The following is a 13,227-nucleotide window of genomic DNA, read 5'->3' as shown; positions in this document are numbered from 1 at the left end:
CGCGCCGGGGGCCGCGGAGTGCGTCCGGACGCTCCCCGAGCTTCAGTACGCCCGTCCGCGCCCCCGCGCCCCCGTGCTACTGCGGCTCCGCTCCGACGGCGACCGGGCGCTCCGGGTCCGACGACCACTCCGACCAGGAGCCCACGTAGAGGGCCGCCGGGATGCCCGCCACCGCCAGGGCCAGCACCTCGTGGGCGCCGGAGACGCCCGAGCCGCAGTACACGCCGACCTCCGTGCCCTCGGCGGCACCCAGGGCCTGGAAACGGGCACGCAGTTCCCCGGCGGGGAGGAAACGGCCGTCTGAGGTCACGTTCTCGGTGGTCGGCGCCGAGATCGCGCCCGGGATGTGTCCGCCGACCCGGTCGATCGGCTCCACGTCACCGCGGTACCGCTCCGCCGCGCGCGCGTCGAACAGCACGCCGGAACGGGCCAGCGCGGCCGCACCGTCGGCATCCAGCAGCCCCGCCCCCGCGACCGGCTCGAAATCGCCTTCCCGGGGCGTCGGCTCCTCCTGGGACAACGGCCCCTCCCAGGACGGCAACCCGCCGTCCAGGACCCGCACGTCCGGGTGCCCCGTCCAGCGCAGCATCCACCAGGCGCGGGCCGCGGCCCAGCCCTGCCCCCCGTCGTAGACGACGACCGGCGTCCCGGACGACACGCCCGCGCGGCGCATCGCGGCGCCGAACTCCGCGAGGCCGGGCAGCGGATGCCGGCCGCGCTCCCCCGGCGTCCCGGCCAACTCCCGGTCCAGGTCGACGAAGACGGCGCCGGGGAGGTGACCAGCCGCGTACGCCGCGCGGCCGTCGAAGGGCGGCTCGCCCGCCGCCTTGGCCAGACTGAGCTGCCAGCGGACATCGAGCAGTACGGGCGGGTTCGGCCCCGCCAGTGCGTCGGCGAGTGCGGATGCGGAGATGATGGCGTTCATGGCGACCATCCTGGCGTACGGGGTGGCCGCGGCGCCCGTGTCCGGCTACTCTGCTCCGCCAAGCAGGCCCGATCACGCGCCGTGCGGGATCGGGCACGCGCAGTGCAGGACCGGGTGGCACCGATCGACATCCGCGTGCCGTCCCCCGAAACGGGCCGGAACCCGCCGGTCGGAACATTTTCCGGTGACCGGACGAGATGCGGCGGCGCGCCCGAGCGCGTGACACCGACGGTGGTGCGAGCATCGGCACGGGGTCCGGAGAGCGGAAGCGACGCGGCGCCGCGAGGGGCCGAGGAGAGAGTGACGATGACCGAGGCACGGGGGTCGGAAGGCCGGCCCGGCGAACACGCCCGGTACGCGCCCGGCACGCCCTGCTGGGTGAGTCTGATGGTGCACGGGATGGCGGCGACCCAAGAGTTCTACGCGGCGCTGTTCGGCTGGCAGTTCCGCCCTGGTCCCCAGCAGCTCGGCCCCTACGTGCGGGCCCTGCTCGACGGCCGCGAGGTGGCGGGCATCGGGCAGTTGCCGCCCGACCGGCATCTGCCCATCGCCTGGACGCCGTATCTCGCCTCCGACGACGCGCACCGGACGGCGGAGACCGCGCGGCTGTGCGGCGGCACGATCGGCGTGGGTCCGCTGGACGCCGGTGAGGCGGGGCGGATGGCGATCGGGTCCGATCCCACGGGTGCCGTCTTCGGGATCTGGCAGGCGGCGCGGCACCGCGGCACGGCCGTCTCCGGGATGCCCGGCACTCCCGTCTGGAACGAGCTGGTGACCTTCGAGTCCGCGACCGTCGCCAAGTTCTACGAGACCGTCTTCGGCTACGAGGAGGAGCCCGTGGTCTCCGCCGACTTCGACTACGTGACCCTCTCAGTCGAGGGCCGGGCCGTGGCCGGCATCCACGGTGTCGGCCACGCCCTGCCGCGCGACCGGGGCCCGCACTGGCTGACGTACTTCGAGGTCGCGGACACCGACGAGGCCCTCCTCCGGCTGACCGAGCTGGGCGGGCACGTCGTGAAACCGGCCGAGGACGGCGGACGCGGCCGGGTCGCGACGGTGACCGATCCCGAAGGTGCCCGCTTCTGCCTGCTCCAGCGCCCCTGAGCGACGGGCCCGGCAGGGCCGCGCGAAGGGGTCAGGTGGTCTGCGGCACCGGCAGGACGTCCGGGGACAGGGCCGCCGCGTGGGCCGTCGCCGCGGTCATCCGGCGGCGGTGGTGGCGGCGGCACAGCACCTCGTAGCCGACCGCCTCGGCCTGGTTGACGTCGCCGACGACCACCTGGGCGCCCTCGACGACCATCTCGCCGCCGACGGTGCGGGCGTTGTGAGTGGCGCGGGCGCCGCACCAGCACAGGGCCTCGACCTGGAGGACCTCGACCCGGTCGGCCAGTTCCACCAGCCGCTGCGAGCCGGGGAAGAGCTTGGTGCGGAAGTCGGTGGTGATGCCGAAGGCGTAGACGTCGAGCCCCAGGTCGTCGACCACGCGCGCGAGTTGGTCGATCTGCTCGGGGGCGAGGAACTGCGCCTCGTCGGCGATCACGTAGTCCGCGCGGCCGCCGTGCGAGAGATGGTCGACGAGGTACGCGTAGAGGTCCATGCCGTCCTCGACCTCGACCGCGTCGGTGACCAGGCCGAGCCGGGAGGACAGCTTGCCCTCGCCCGCGCGGTCGTCACGGGTGAAGATCATGCCCTGGAGCCCGCGCGCGGAGCGGTTGTGCTCGATCTGGAGAGCCAGGGTCGACTTCCCGCAGTCCATGGTTCCGGAGAAGAAGACCAGCTCGGGCATGGGAGGTTGAGCACCTTTCGGCGAGATCGTCATGGTGTGCGGTCGGCGGGCTTCAGGGCCGTACTTCGAGCAGCGGGACCAACTGCTCGGCCGGGGTCATCGAACCGTGGTTGCCGACCATCGCCGACTCGTTGGGCTCCCGCTCGGAGGCGATGAGCAGCACGTCGTCCCGCGCGGCGGCGACGACGTCGCCGATGCGCGCGTACACCCGCTCGTCGACCCGCGGCCCGAACCAGCCCGCGGTGATCGCCTCGTCGCGCGAGGCCACCCAGAACTGCTCGCCGAGCACTTCCCGCCAGCAGGTCAGGACGTCGTTCGCGGCGCCCGGCACGGCGTAGACGTGCCGGGCGCGGCCCTCGCCGCCCAGCAGGGCGACCCCGGCGCGCAGCTCCCAGTCCTCGTCGAAGTCGATCCGGTGCTCTTCGTCGAACGGCACGTCGACCATGCCGTGGTCGGCGGTGACGTACAGCGCGCTGCGCGGGGGCAGCTGCTCGGCCAGACGCTGGACCAGGCGGTCGACGTACATCAGCTGGCCGCGCCAGGTGTCGGAGTCGACGCCGAAGCGGTGGCCGGCGCCGTCGACCTCGGCGTAGTACGTGTAGACCAGGCTGCGGTCCGCGGCGGCCAGCTGCTCGGCCGCGAGGTCCATGCGGTCCTCGCCGGACAGCCGCCCGTGGAAGGTGCCGCCGCTGAGCGCCACCTTGGTCAGCGGGGTGTTCGCGAAGGCCGGGGAGGACACCTGGGCGGCGTGCACGCCCGCGCGGTCGGCCAGCTCGAAGACGGTGGGGTACGGCTGCCAGGCGCCCGGCTCGGTCCACGGCTGCCAGCGCAGCTGGTTCATCAGCTCGCCGGTGGCCGGATTCCGTACGGTGTAGCCGGGGAGGCCGTGCGCGCCCGGGGGCAGGCCGGTGCCGACGGACGCCAGGGAGGTGGCCGTGGTCGCCGGGTAGCCGGTGGTCAGCGGGCGGCCGGTGCCGCCGCGCGAGGCGGCGAGGAGCGAGGTAAGGAACGGTGCCTCGTCCGGGTGCGCCTTCAGCTGCTCCCAGCCGAGGCCGTCGATCAGGAACACGCAGTTGCGGTCGGCGGGGGTCAGCTCCGGGATGGCGGCCGTCATACCGGGCACGCCCATGCCCGCGGCGAGCGTGGGCAGCAGATCGGCGAGCGATCCCGTGCCGTACTCGGGCAGGGGGGCGGAGTCGACGGCGAGGGGTTCCGGATGGGGGCCCCAGGCGGTGGGCGGCTGCACCATCAGCGGGTCGGGTCCGCGGTCGCCTCGGAGATGGCCTGCGCGAAGGCGAGCGCCTGGCGCACCGTCTCCGGGCCGTCGCCGGCCTCGCTGACGCGCAGGCTGAGGTCGTCGGCCGTGGCGCTGCCGGTGTAGCCGTGGTCGGCCTCGCAGTTGGGGTCGCCGCAGGCGGCGGGCTCCAGGTCGATCCGGGAGACGGCGCCCCAGCCGATGGTGAGCACGACCTCGCGCGGGAGGCTGCCCGGCGTGTACGACTCCGGGTTGGCGACCACGCGGCTGACCACCACCGACGAGATCCGGCCGAGCTTCACGGACTCCGTGGAGGTGGTGGCGTACGGCGTCGGCGAGGTGTTGTCGGCGGCCTGCTCGTCGGTGTGGCTGACGATGAAGCGGGTGTCGGTGAGGACCAGCACGGTCACGTGCCGGCGGACCTCGTTCTGGTCGAACGTCGTCTCCTGGTGGACCAGGTACGACCGGATGGGCTCGCCGCCCACGGCGGCCTCCACCGCCTCGGCCACGAGGGCCGGGTAGTAGCCGCTGCGTTCGATCGCCGCTCGCAGCCCCTGGGTCGTCGTACTGGTCTTGGCCATGCCGTCCATCCTACGGGGGCGCACTGACTGCGAGGCACCGCTCGGCGGCCACGGACCGGGTTCGGATCCGTCTCGGGAGGCTCCCGGAGGAGGCCCTCAGTAGGCGGGGAGCGTGCGCGGGCCCAGGTCGTCGCGGGCGGGGGGCGGGGCCAGCCGCACCGAGGCGCCGAGCACGCTCAGGCCCTCGGTGGCGACGACCACCGGCTCCAGCGTGACGGCCACCACTTCGGGGTGGTCGTCGACCAGCCGGGAGACCCGCAGCAGCAGCTCCTCCAGGGCGGGGGTGTCGACCGGTGCCGAGCCGCGCCAGCCGAACAGCAGCGGTGCCGTCCGGATCGACCGGACCAGGGAGGTCGCCTCCCGGTCGGTGACCGGAATCAGCCGGTGCGCCATGTCGCCGAGCAGTTGCGAGGCCGCCCCGGCGAGCCCGAAGGAGAGCACCGCTCCGGCGGCGGGGTCGATCACCGCGCGGACGACGGTGTCCACCCCGCGCGGCGCCATGGCCTGCACCACCGGGCGCAGCTCCTCAGGCGTGCCGAACAGGCCGGCCAGTTCGGCGTACGCCCGGCGCAGCTGCTCCTCGTCCGCGAGGTCCAGGCGGACGCCGCCGAGGTCCGCGCGGTGCCGCAGGTGCGGCGCGGTGGCCTTGAGGGCGACCGGGTAGCCGAGGGCGCGGGCCGCGGCGACGGCCTCCTCGGGGGTGGGGGCGGGCAGGGCGCGGCGCACCGGGATGCCGTACCGGCCGAGCAGCTCGCAGGTCTCGTCGGTGCCGAGGGTGAGGCCCTGGCCGCGCGCGAGGAGGCCGCCGATCAGCCGGGCGGCGCCCTTCTCGTCGATGTCCTCGTACTCCGGCACCTTGCCGGGGTCGGTGGCCTCGCGCCGCCACTGCGCGTACCGCACGGCCTCGGCGAGGGCGCGGACGGCGCGTTCGGCGGCGGGGTAGGCGGGGATGAGTCGGGTGCCCTCGGCGGGCTCGGCCGGGGAGGCCGGTTCCGGGCGGGTGTCGGGCTCGGCGGGGCCGGCGGTCGCGGCACGCGCGCGTGGGGCGGTGCTCGTGGCGGCCGACAGGGCCTCGGCGAGTCCGCCCAGCTCCACGTGGACGACCAGGACCGGCTTGGACGGCGTCCGCTCGGCCGCGGACCGTAGCGCCTCGGCCAGCGCCGCGTCCCCGGCGGACTCCTCCCCGATCGCGGGTATCGCCGTGACCACCACCGCGTCGCAGGTGTCGTCGGCGAGCGCGCGGGACAGGGCCGCGCGGAAGTCCTCCGGCGTCGCGGCGGTCGTCAGGTCCAGGGGCGGCGCGGGCCTGAGGCCCTCGGCGAGACAGGCGTCGTAGGTCAGCACGCCCAGGGACTCGGAGTTCCCGAGGATCGCCACGCGCGGCCCGGGCGGCAGCGGCTGGCGGGCGAGCAGCAGGCCCGTGTCCACCAGTTCCGTGATGGTGTCCACGCGGATCACGCCGGCCTGCCGGAGCAGCGCGGACACCGTGGCGTGCGGCAGTCGCGTGGCGCGGACCGCGTGGCCCTGTGGGGCGGACCCGGCGCCCTGGACCACGACCAGCGGCTTGGCCGCCGCCGTCCGGCGGGCGAGGCGGGTGAACTTGCGGGGGTTGCCGATGGACTCCAGGTACATCAGGACGACGTCGGTGTCCGGGTCGTCGTACCAGTACTGGAGGACGTCGTTGCCGGAGACGTCCGCGCGGTTGCCGGAGGAGACGAAGGTCGACACGCCGGTGACCCCCGTGACGCCGCCGCCGCGCCGGTGCAGCCGCGACAGCAGGGCGATGCCGATCGCGCCGGACTGGGCGAACATACCGATCCGTCCGGGGCGCGGCAGTTCGGGGGCGAGGGAGGCGTTGAGGCGTACCTCCGGGGAGTTGTTGATGATCCCGAAGGCGTTGGGGCCGATGATCCGCATGCCGTACGCGCGCGCGAGGCGCACCAGGGCCCGCTGGCGCTCGCGTCCCTCGGGGCCGCTCTCGGCGTATCCGGCGGAGATCACGACCAGCCCCTGGACGCCGTGCTCGCCGCACTCGGTGACGACCTCGGGCACGTGCTCGGCGGGCACGGCGACGACCGCGAGGTCGACGGGCCCGTCGATGTCCCGCACGGACCGGTACGCGGGGACCCCGTCCAGTTCCTTCTGCCCGTCGGGCAGGGCGCGGTTGACCGCGTGGAGCCGCCCGGTGAAGCCGGCGTCCCGGATGTTGCCGAGCACACCGCGTCCCACGCCGCCGGGGGTGCGGCCGGCGCCGACGACGGCGACCGAGCCGGGGGCGAGCAGTCGCTGCACGGAGCGGGCCTCGGCGCGCTGTTCGCGCGCGTACTGCACGGCCAGGGAGCGGTCGGTGGGTTCGAGGTCCAGCTCCAGGCGGACGACGCCGTCCTCGAAGCTGCGCTTCTGGGTGTACCCGGCGTCCGTGAACACCTTGATCATCTTGGTGTTGGCGGGCAGCACCTCGGCGGCGAAGCGGCGGATGCCGCGCTCGCGGGCGACGGCGGCGATGTGCTCCAGCAGGGCGGAGGCGACGCCGCGGCCCTGGTGGGCGTCCTGCACGAGGAAGGCGACCTCGGCCTCGTCGGGGATGTCGGGGGCGGGCGCGAAGCGGCTTCCGGCCAGGGCGCCGGCGGGCGCCGGGCGGGCGGAGGCGGGCAGTCCGTTCCTGCCGATGCGGTCGTAGCGTACGGTGGCGATGAACTCGCCGCCGATCGTGGCCGCGAGTCCCACCCGGTCCACGAAGTCGTGGTGCGTGAAGCGGTGGACGTCCTTCGCGGACAGGCGCGGGTAGGGCGCGAAGAAGCGGTAGTACTTCGACTCGTCCGAGACCTGCTCGTAGAAGCTGACCAGGCGCTCGGCGTCATCGACGGTGATGGGGCGGATGCGCGCGGTGCCGCCGTCGCGCAGCACCACGTCGGCTTCCCAGTGGGCGGGGTACTCGTGCCGGTCCGACGAGGTCTGCATGGGCCCCAGAGTACGGCTCGCGTCCGGCAGGGGCGCGGGGCAGTCTGTGAGGACGGAGCACCGGACCGAGGCCGCGGTCCGGAGCCACCCGGTGGAGGGGACGCACGTCCGCTCCGGGCATGCTTCACGATGTGGGAAACTGGTCTAGACAACCCTGAACACCTGAAGGGCAGCATCACATGGCTGAGCGCCGCGTCAACGTCGGCTGGGCCGAGGGTCTCCACGCCCGCCCCGCCTCCATCTTCGTCCGAGCCGCCACGGCCGCAGGCGTCCCGGTGACGATCGCCAAGGCCGGCGGCACCCCCGTCAACGCGGCCTCCATGCTGGCCGTCCTCGGCCTGGGCGCCCAGGGCGGCGAGGAGATCGTCCTCGCCTCCGACGCCGAGGGCGCGGACGCCGCGCTCGACCGCCTGGCCAAGCTGGTCGCCGAGGGTCTCGAGGAGCTCCCCGAGACCGTCTGACGCTCGCGCGGCAGTCACGCCGGGACCGCGTCGCCCTTTCCGGGCGGCGCGGTCCCGCTTTTCTTGAGGGTTGCCGTCCGCGGCATTTCCGACACATTTCCGGGCAGGCGTCGGCCGCGCGGGCGACAATTATCGGCGCGCTGGAAAATGAGCAGGGAAATACCCGGCCGTCGAAATACCCGGTCTTTGTATACGGCGCCCGTGTTAATGCCGCAGGCCCGACGTGTTTACGGCATGTTGCGAGTTCCTCACACGCTCCGCGCGATCCCCGCCCGAGCCGAACCGCAGCCGGTGCCCGGCCGTCGCGCGCTCGGTGTGCACCGCGGTGATCGCCCGCGCGCGTTCGCTGTCGCCGCGCGCCACGGCATCCACGATCGCCCCGTGCTCCGCCCAGGACTCCACCGGGCCGGCCGGCGCCTCGACCGCGTACATCCAGGCGATCTTGTGCCGCAGCTGGGTCAGCGTCGAGGTCAGCGCGGGACTGCCGCAAGCCTGGGCCAGCGTCTCGTGGAACCAGCCGTCCAGGGAGCGCAGATCGTCGCTGTGACCCCGGCGGGCGCGCTCCTGGCCCAGCCGGACCAGACCGCGCAGCACCTTCAGATGCGCCTCCGTGCGCCGCTGGGCCGCGCGGGAGGCGCCCAGCGGCTCCAGCAGCAGACGCATCTCCAGCAGGTCGGAGGCCTCCTGCTCGGTGGGTTCCGCGACGCACGCGCCCGCGTGCCGCCGGGTCACCACGAAGCCCTCCGCCTCCAGCGTGCGCAGGGCCTCCCGGACGGGGACGCGCGAGACGCCGTAGCGGCGGGCGAGCAGTTCCTCGGTGAGCCGGCTGCCGCGCTCGTGGACACCCGCGACGATGTCGTCCCGGATCGCCGTGCATACCGAGTGCGCCGGAATACGCATGACCGACCTCCGCCTTAATCCCCGTGAAACGTCGACGACTGACGTGTGTTCAGCGATGTTATGGCAATGAGCCGGTATTTCCGACGGCGGGCCGGAATCCATGGATATTTTTTGGACAAGGGAGCGGCCTAAATACCGAAAGCCCCGGCGCGGGGCCGGGGCTTCGGGAAGTGCGCGGGGGCGTCAGGGACGCGTCAGATGCTCACGCCGTGCGCGCGCAGGTAGGCGACCGGGTCGATGTCGGAGCCGTACTCCGCGCCGGTGCGGGCCTCGAAGTGCAGGTGCGGGCCGGTGACGTTGCCGGTCGCGCCGGACAGGCCGATCTGCTGGCCCGGCGTCACCGTCTGGCCGACGGACACGCCGATGGAGGACAGGTGCCCGTACTGGGTGTACGTGCCGTCGTGCATCCGGATGACCACCTGGTTGCCGTACGCCCCGCCCCAGCCGGCCTCGACGACCGTGCCGGCGCCGACCGAGTGCACCGAGGTGCCGCTGGCGGCGTGGAAGTCGACGCCGGTGTGGCTGCCGGAGGACCACAGGGAGCTGCCGGCCTGGTAGCCGGTGGAGACGTAGGAGCCGCTGATCGGCAGCACGAAGGTGTTGAGGCGCTTGCGCTCGGCCTCCCGGGCCGCCCGCTCCGCGGCCTCGCGGGCCTTGCGGGCCTCCTCCTCGGCGCGCTCCATGGCGGCCGCCTCGGCCCTCTTGACGGCGGCGGCATGCTCCGCGGCCTGCTGCTGCGCGGCGGCCTGCGCGTCGATCTGGTCGGCGACCTCGTCGCCGATGGTCAGGACGGGTGTCAGACCGGTCTGCTCGGCGGGGGACTCGACGGCGGCGAGTGCCGGGCCGGCCAGGGTGCCGATGACGCCGGTGGTGGTGAGCGCCGCGACGCCCGCCGCGCGGGCGGTGGAACGCTGCATCCGGCTGGGACGACGGTGCTTCCCGGTGGCGCGGGTGAACGCCATGAAGTGGCTGGTCCTTTCCTTCCCTCTCGCCTACCGGGTTAGCTGACGGGTTCGGAGCAGGAAGGTCTCCTACGGACCCCCTCGCGCACGGCGCGGGCGTCCGATTCACCCCAGGGACTTCATGGTTGGGTCCCCGGCTCCCCTGGCTCGCGCCGTACGGGGACTCGGCGATGACTGTCCGGTGCCGCGGGTGCGGCGCACTGCCTGACGAACAGCCCGGACGACGCTAAGGGGGACGGCTTTCAAAGCTCAAACGAATGCGGGGTTTTGTAGCGCATCCCACAGGCCAGACAGGCAACCTCCGCCTCAATTCGGACACCAGGGGGCCCTGGTGACGCTTCGGTCACCAGGGCCCCTCCGCGCGTATGTGCCGCCGGCCGCGCGGGCGCGCCCGCGTGGCTGTCCTACTCGGCCGTGACGACGGTGACTTCGCCGATGCCCAGGGCCTCCACCGGCTCCTTGATCTGCGCCGCGTCACCGACGAGGACGGTCACCAGACGGTCCACCGGGAAGGCGTTGACGACCGCCGCGGTGGCCTCGACCGTGCCGGTGGCGGCCAGTTGCCGGTACAGCGTGGCCTGGTAGTCGTCGGGCAGGTGCTGCTCGACCTGGTCGGCCAGGGTGCTCGCCACGGCCGCCGCCGTCTCGTACTTGAGCGGTGCCACTCCGACCAGGTTCTGCACGGCGACGTCCCGCTCGGCGTCGGTCAGGCCCTCCGCGGCGAGCGTGCGCAGCACCGTCCACAGGTCCTCCACGGCGGGCCCGGTGTTCGGGGTGTCCACCGAGCCGCTGATGGCGAGCATCGAGGCGCCCGTGCCGTCCGGTGCGGACCGCAGGACCTGCCCGAAGGCGCGCACGCCGTAGGTGTAGCCCTTCTCCTCGCGCAGCACCCGGTCCAGGCGGGACGTGAGGGTGCCGCCGAGGCAGTAGGTGCCGAGCACCTGGGCGGGCCAGACGCGGTCGTGCCGGTCCGGGCCGACGCGGCCGATGAGCAGCTGCGTCTGGACGGCGCCGGGGCGGTCGACGATGACCACGCGTCCCGTGTCGTCGGCGGTCACCGGAGGCACCGGCCGCGGCTGCCCCGGGGAGCCGGCCCACGCGCCGAGGGTCTCGCCGAGCAGGGCGTCCAGGTCGATGCCGGTGAGGTCGCCGACCACCACGGCGGTGGCGGTGGCCGGGCGGACGTGCCGCTCGTAGAAGGCGCGGACGGCCGCCGAGTCGATCTTCGCGACCGTCTCCTCGGTGCCCTGGCGCGGACGCGACATGCGCGACGTCGCCGGGAACAGCTCCTTGGACAGCTCCTTGGCGGCCCGCCGGGCGGGGTTGGCCAGCTCGTGCGGGATCTCGTCCAGGCGGTTGCGGACCAGCCGCTCGACCTCGCCGTCGGCGAACGCGGGCGCCCGCAGCGCGTCCGCGAGCAGCCCGAGGCCCTTCTCCAGGCGGGACGCCGGAACCTCCAGGCTCAGCCGGACGCCCGGGTGGTCGGCGTGCGCGTCGAGGGTGGCGCCGCAGCGCTCCAGCTCCGCGGCGTACTCCTCGGCGGAGTGCTTGTCGGTGCCCTCGGAGAAGGCGCGCGCCATGATCGTGGCGACACCGTCCAGGCCGGCGGGCTCGGCGTCCAGGGGGGCGTCGAGGAGCACCTCGACGGCGACGACCTTCTGACCCGGGCGGTGGCAGCGCAGGACGGTGAGGCCGTTGTCGAGGGCCCCGCGCGAGGGCGCCGGGAACGCCCACGGCCTGGCCTCGCCCGGCTGCGGCCGGGGGTGGAACTCCATGCTGGTCAGCTCGGTCACTTGGCCGCCTCCTCGTTGGCGTCGGCGGCTTCCACGGTCGCCGCGGATTCCGGGTCCTCGGTGCCCTCCACCTGCTCCGGCTGCTCGGGGGCGAGCGGCTCGTAGACGAGCACCGCGCGGTTGTCGGGCCGCAGGCGGGCCTTGGCGACCTCCTGGACCTCCTCGGGTGTCACGTCCAGCACCCGCTTGACGGCGGTGAGGGCGAGCTGCGGGTCGCCGAACAGCACGGCGTACCGGCACAGTTCGTCGGCGCGGCCCGCGACCGTGCCCAGCCGGTCCAGCCACTCGCGCTCCAGCTGGGCCTGGGCGCGCTCCATCTCCTCGGCGGTGGGGCCCTCCTCGGCGAACCGGGCCAGCTCCTCGTCGATCGCGGCCTCGATGACCGGCACCTCCACGTCACCGGAGGTCTTCACGTCGAGCCAGCCGAGCGAGGGCGCGCCCGCCAGCCGCAGCAGGCCGAAGCCGGCCGCGACCGCCGTGCGGTCCCGGCGCACCAGCCGGTTGTACAGCCGGGAGGACTCGCCGCCGCCCAGGACGGTCAGCGCCAGGTCCGCCGCGTCGCACGCGCGTGTGCCGTCGTGCGGGAGCCGGTAGGCGGCCATCAGGGCGCGCGCCGGGACCTCCTCCTCGACGACCTCGCGCAGCTGCTCGCCGATGACGTCGGGCAGCGAGCCGTCGCGCGGGGCGGGCTTGCCGTCGTGGGAGGGGATCGAGCCGAAGTACTTCTCGATCCACGCGAGGGTCCGCTCCGGGTCGATGTCGCCGACGACCGAGAGCACCGCGTTGTTGGGCGCGTAGTAGGTGCGGAAGAACTCCCGCGCGTCCTCCAGGGTCGCCGCGTCCAGGTCGGCCATCGAGCCGATCGGCGTGTGGTGGTAGGGGTGGCCCTCCGGGTAGGCGAGGGCGGTCAGCTTCTCGAAGGCGGTGCCGTAGGGGACGTTGTCGTAGCGCTGGCGGCGCTCGTTCTTGACGACGTCGCGCTGGTTCTCCATGGACTCGTCGTCCAGGGCGGCCAGCAGGGACCCCATGCGGTCGGCCTCCAGCCAGAGCGCCAGCTCCAGCTGGTGGGCGGGCATGGTCTCGAAGTAGTTGGTGCGCTCGAAGCTGGTGGTGCCGTTGAGGGAGCCGCCGGCGCCCTGCACCAGTTCGAAGTGGCCGTTGCCCTTCACCTGGGCGGAGCCCTGGAACATCAGGTGCTCGAAAAGGTGAGCCAGGCCGGTACGCCCCTTGACCTCGTGGCGCGAGCCGACGTCGTACCAGAGGCACACCGCCGCGACCGGGGTCAGGTGGTCCTCGGAGAGCACCACGCGCAGGCCGTTGGCCAGGCGGTGCTCGGTCGCTGTCAGGCCGCCGGTGCCTGCCTCGGCTGTGGCCGTGTGACCCTTGGGCATGTACGTCCCTTCGATCGCGGATGCGGTGGCTGAGACCGCTTGTTTCCTGCCGGTCCTGCCACTGTATGCAAGCGTGCGGACCGTCTGCGAAGTTCCCGCAGCGCGTACGCCGAGAGCGAGAAAGGGATTGCCCGCCGCGAGGGCGTAGCCTGCGGGCAGCGGGGCCGGGCGGCGACAGGCGTAGCCTGCGCGCAGCGGGGGGCCGGGCGGCG

11 protein-coding genes and 1 riboswitch are annotated in these 13,227 nt (G+C 73.8%); of the genes, 2 read left to right on the top strand and 9 right to left on the bottom strand.

What is annotated here, in order from left to right; genetic code table 11:
• Positions 1-76: 76 nt before the first annotated feature.
• Positions 77-925, bottom strand: coding sequence for a sulfurtransferase (locus CCN42_RS09685; RefSeq protein ID WP_086734590.1), 849 nt, complete (start codon positions 923-925; stop codon positions 77-79).
• Between the two features lie 306 nt (positions 926-1,231).
• Between CCN42_RS09685 and CCN42_RS09680 the strand changes: the two genes are divergently transcribed.
• Positions 1,232-2,029 carry a VOC family protein gene (locus CCN42_RS09680; RefSeq protein ID WP_086734588.1) on the top strand — a complete coding sequence of 266 codons (798 nt, stop codon included), beginning with the start codon at positions 1,232-1,234 and terminating at the stop codon, positions 2,027-2,029.
• A 31-nt stretch (positions 2,030-2,060) separates the two neighbouring features.
• Here CCN42_RS09680 and CCN42_RS09675 read toward each other — a convergent pair whose 3' ends face one another.
• From CCN42_RS09675 to CCN42_RS09660, 4 genes are all read right to left on the bottom strand, one after another.
• A complete protein-coding gene (locus CCN42_RS09675; RefSeq protein ID WP_043504691.1) occupies positions 2,061-2,711 on the bottom strand; it encodes a thymidine kinase in 651 nt (216 codons plus the stop codon).
• A 52-nt stretch (positions 2,712-2,763) separates the two neighbouring features.
• Positions 2,764-3,960: an alkaline phosphatase family protein gene (locus CCN42_RS09670; protein WP_086734586.1), complete on the bottom strand. Its 1,197-nt coding sequence runs from the start codon at positions 3,958-3,960 to the stop codon at positions 2,764-2,766.
• On the bottom strand, positions 3,960-4,556 hold the full coding sequence (locus tag CCN42_RS09665) for a DUF5998 family protein (protein ID WP_086734584.1): 597 nt from the start codon (positions 4,554-4,556) through the stop codon (positions 3,960-3,962). The genes CCN42_RS09670 and CCN42_RS09665 overlap by 1 nt, the downstream gene beginning before the upstream one ends.
• 87 nt (positions 4,557-4,643) lie before the next feature.
• Positions 4,644-7,508, bottom strand: a complete 2,865-nt coding sequence (locus tag CCN42_RS09660; protein ID WP_086734582.1) for a bifunctional acetate--CoA ligase family protein/GNAT family N-acetyltransferase — start codon at positions 7,506-7,508, stop codon at positions 4,644-4,646.
• A 179-nt stretch (positions 7,509-7,687) separates the two neighbouring features.
• Here CCN42_RS09660 and CCN42_RS09650 point away from each other — a divergent pair, with 179 nt between their 5' ends.
• Entirely contained in the window at positions 7,688-7,969 is a 282-nt protein-coding gene (locus CCN42_RS09650; protein WP_006136411.1) for an HPr family phosphocarrier protein, read from the top strand.
• A 204-nt stretch (positions 7,970-8,173) separates the two neighbouring features.
• On the opposite strand, the gene CCN42_RS09645 is transcribed toward CCN42_RS09650, so the two are convergent.
• The 4 genes from CCN42_RS09645 to CCN42_RS09630 form a co-directional block, all read right to left on the bottom strand.
• Positions 8,174-8,869 (bottom strand): GntR family transcriptional regulator, encoded by a 696-nt coding sequence (locus CCN42_RS09645; RefSeq protein WP_086734580.1) that lies wholly within the window; start codon positions 8,867-8,869, stop codon positions 8,174-8,176.
• Positions 8,870-9,063: 194 nt separating this feature from the next.
• Positions 9,064-9,831, bottom strand: coding sequence for a M23 family metallopeptidase (locus CCN42_RS09640; RefSeq protein WP_086734578.1), 768 nt, complete (start codon positions 9,829-9,831; stop codon positions 9,064-9,066).
• 12 nt (positions 9,832-9,843) lie between these two features.
• A riboswitch (cyclic di-AMP (ydaO/yuaA leader) is annotated at positions 9,844-10,011 on the bottom strand.
• A gap of 224 nt (positions 10,012-10,235) precedes the next feature.
• Positions 10,236-11,624 (bottom strand): M16 family metallopeptidase, encoded by a 1,389-nt coding sequence (locus CCN42_RS09635; RefSeq protein WP_086734576.1) that lies wholly within the window; start codon positions 11,622-11,624, stop codon positions 10,236-10,238.
• A complete protein-coding gene (locus tag CCN42_RS09630; RefSeq protein ID WP_086734574.1) occupies positions 11,621-13,015 on the bottom strand; it encodes a M16 family metallopeptidase in 1,395 nt (464 codons plus the stop codon). The genes CCN42_RS09635 and CCN42_RS09630 overlap by 4 nt, the downstream gene beginning before the upstream one ends.
• Positions 13,016-13,227 lie beyond the last annotated feature (212 nt).

The sequence above is a fragment of the Streptomyces glaucescens genome (genome assembly GCF_002154375.1).
GTDB lineage: Bacteria > Actinomycetota > Actinomycetes > Streptomycetales > Streptomycetaceae > Streptomyces > Streptomyces glaucescens.
The sequence above is the reverse complement of the archived record's forward strand: the minus strand, read 5'-3'. Positions and strand labels throughout refer to the sequence as shown.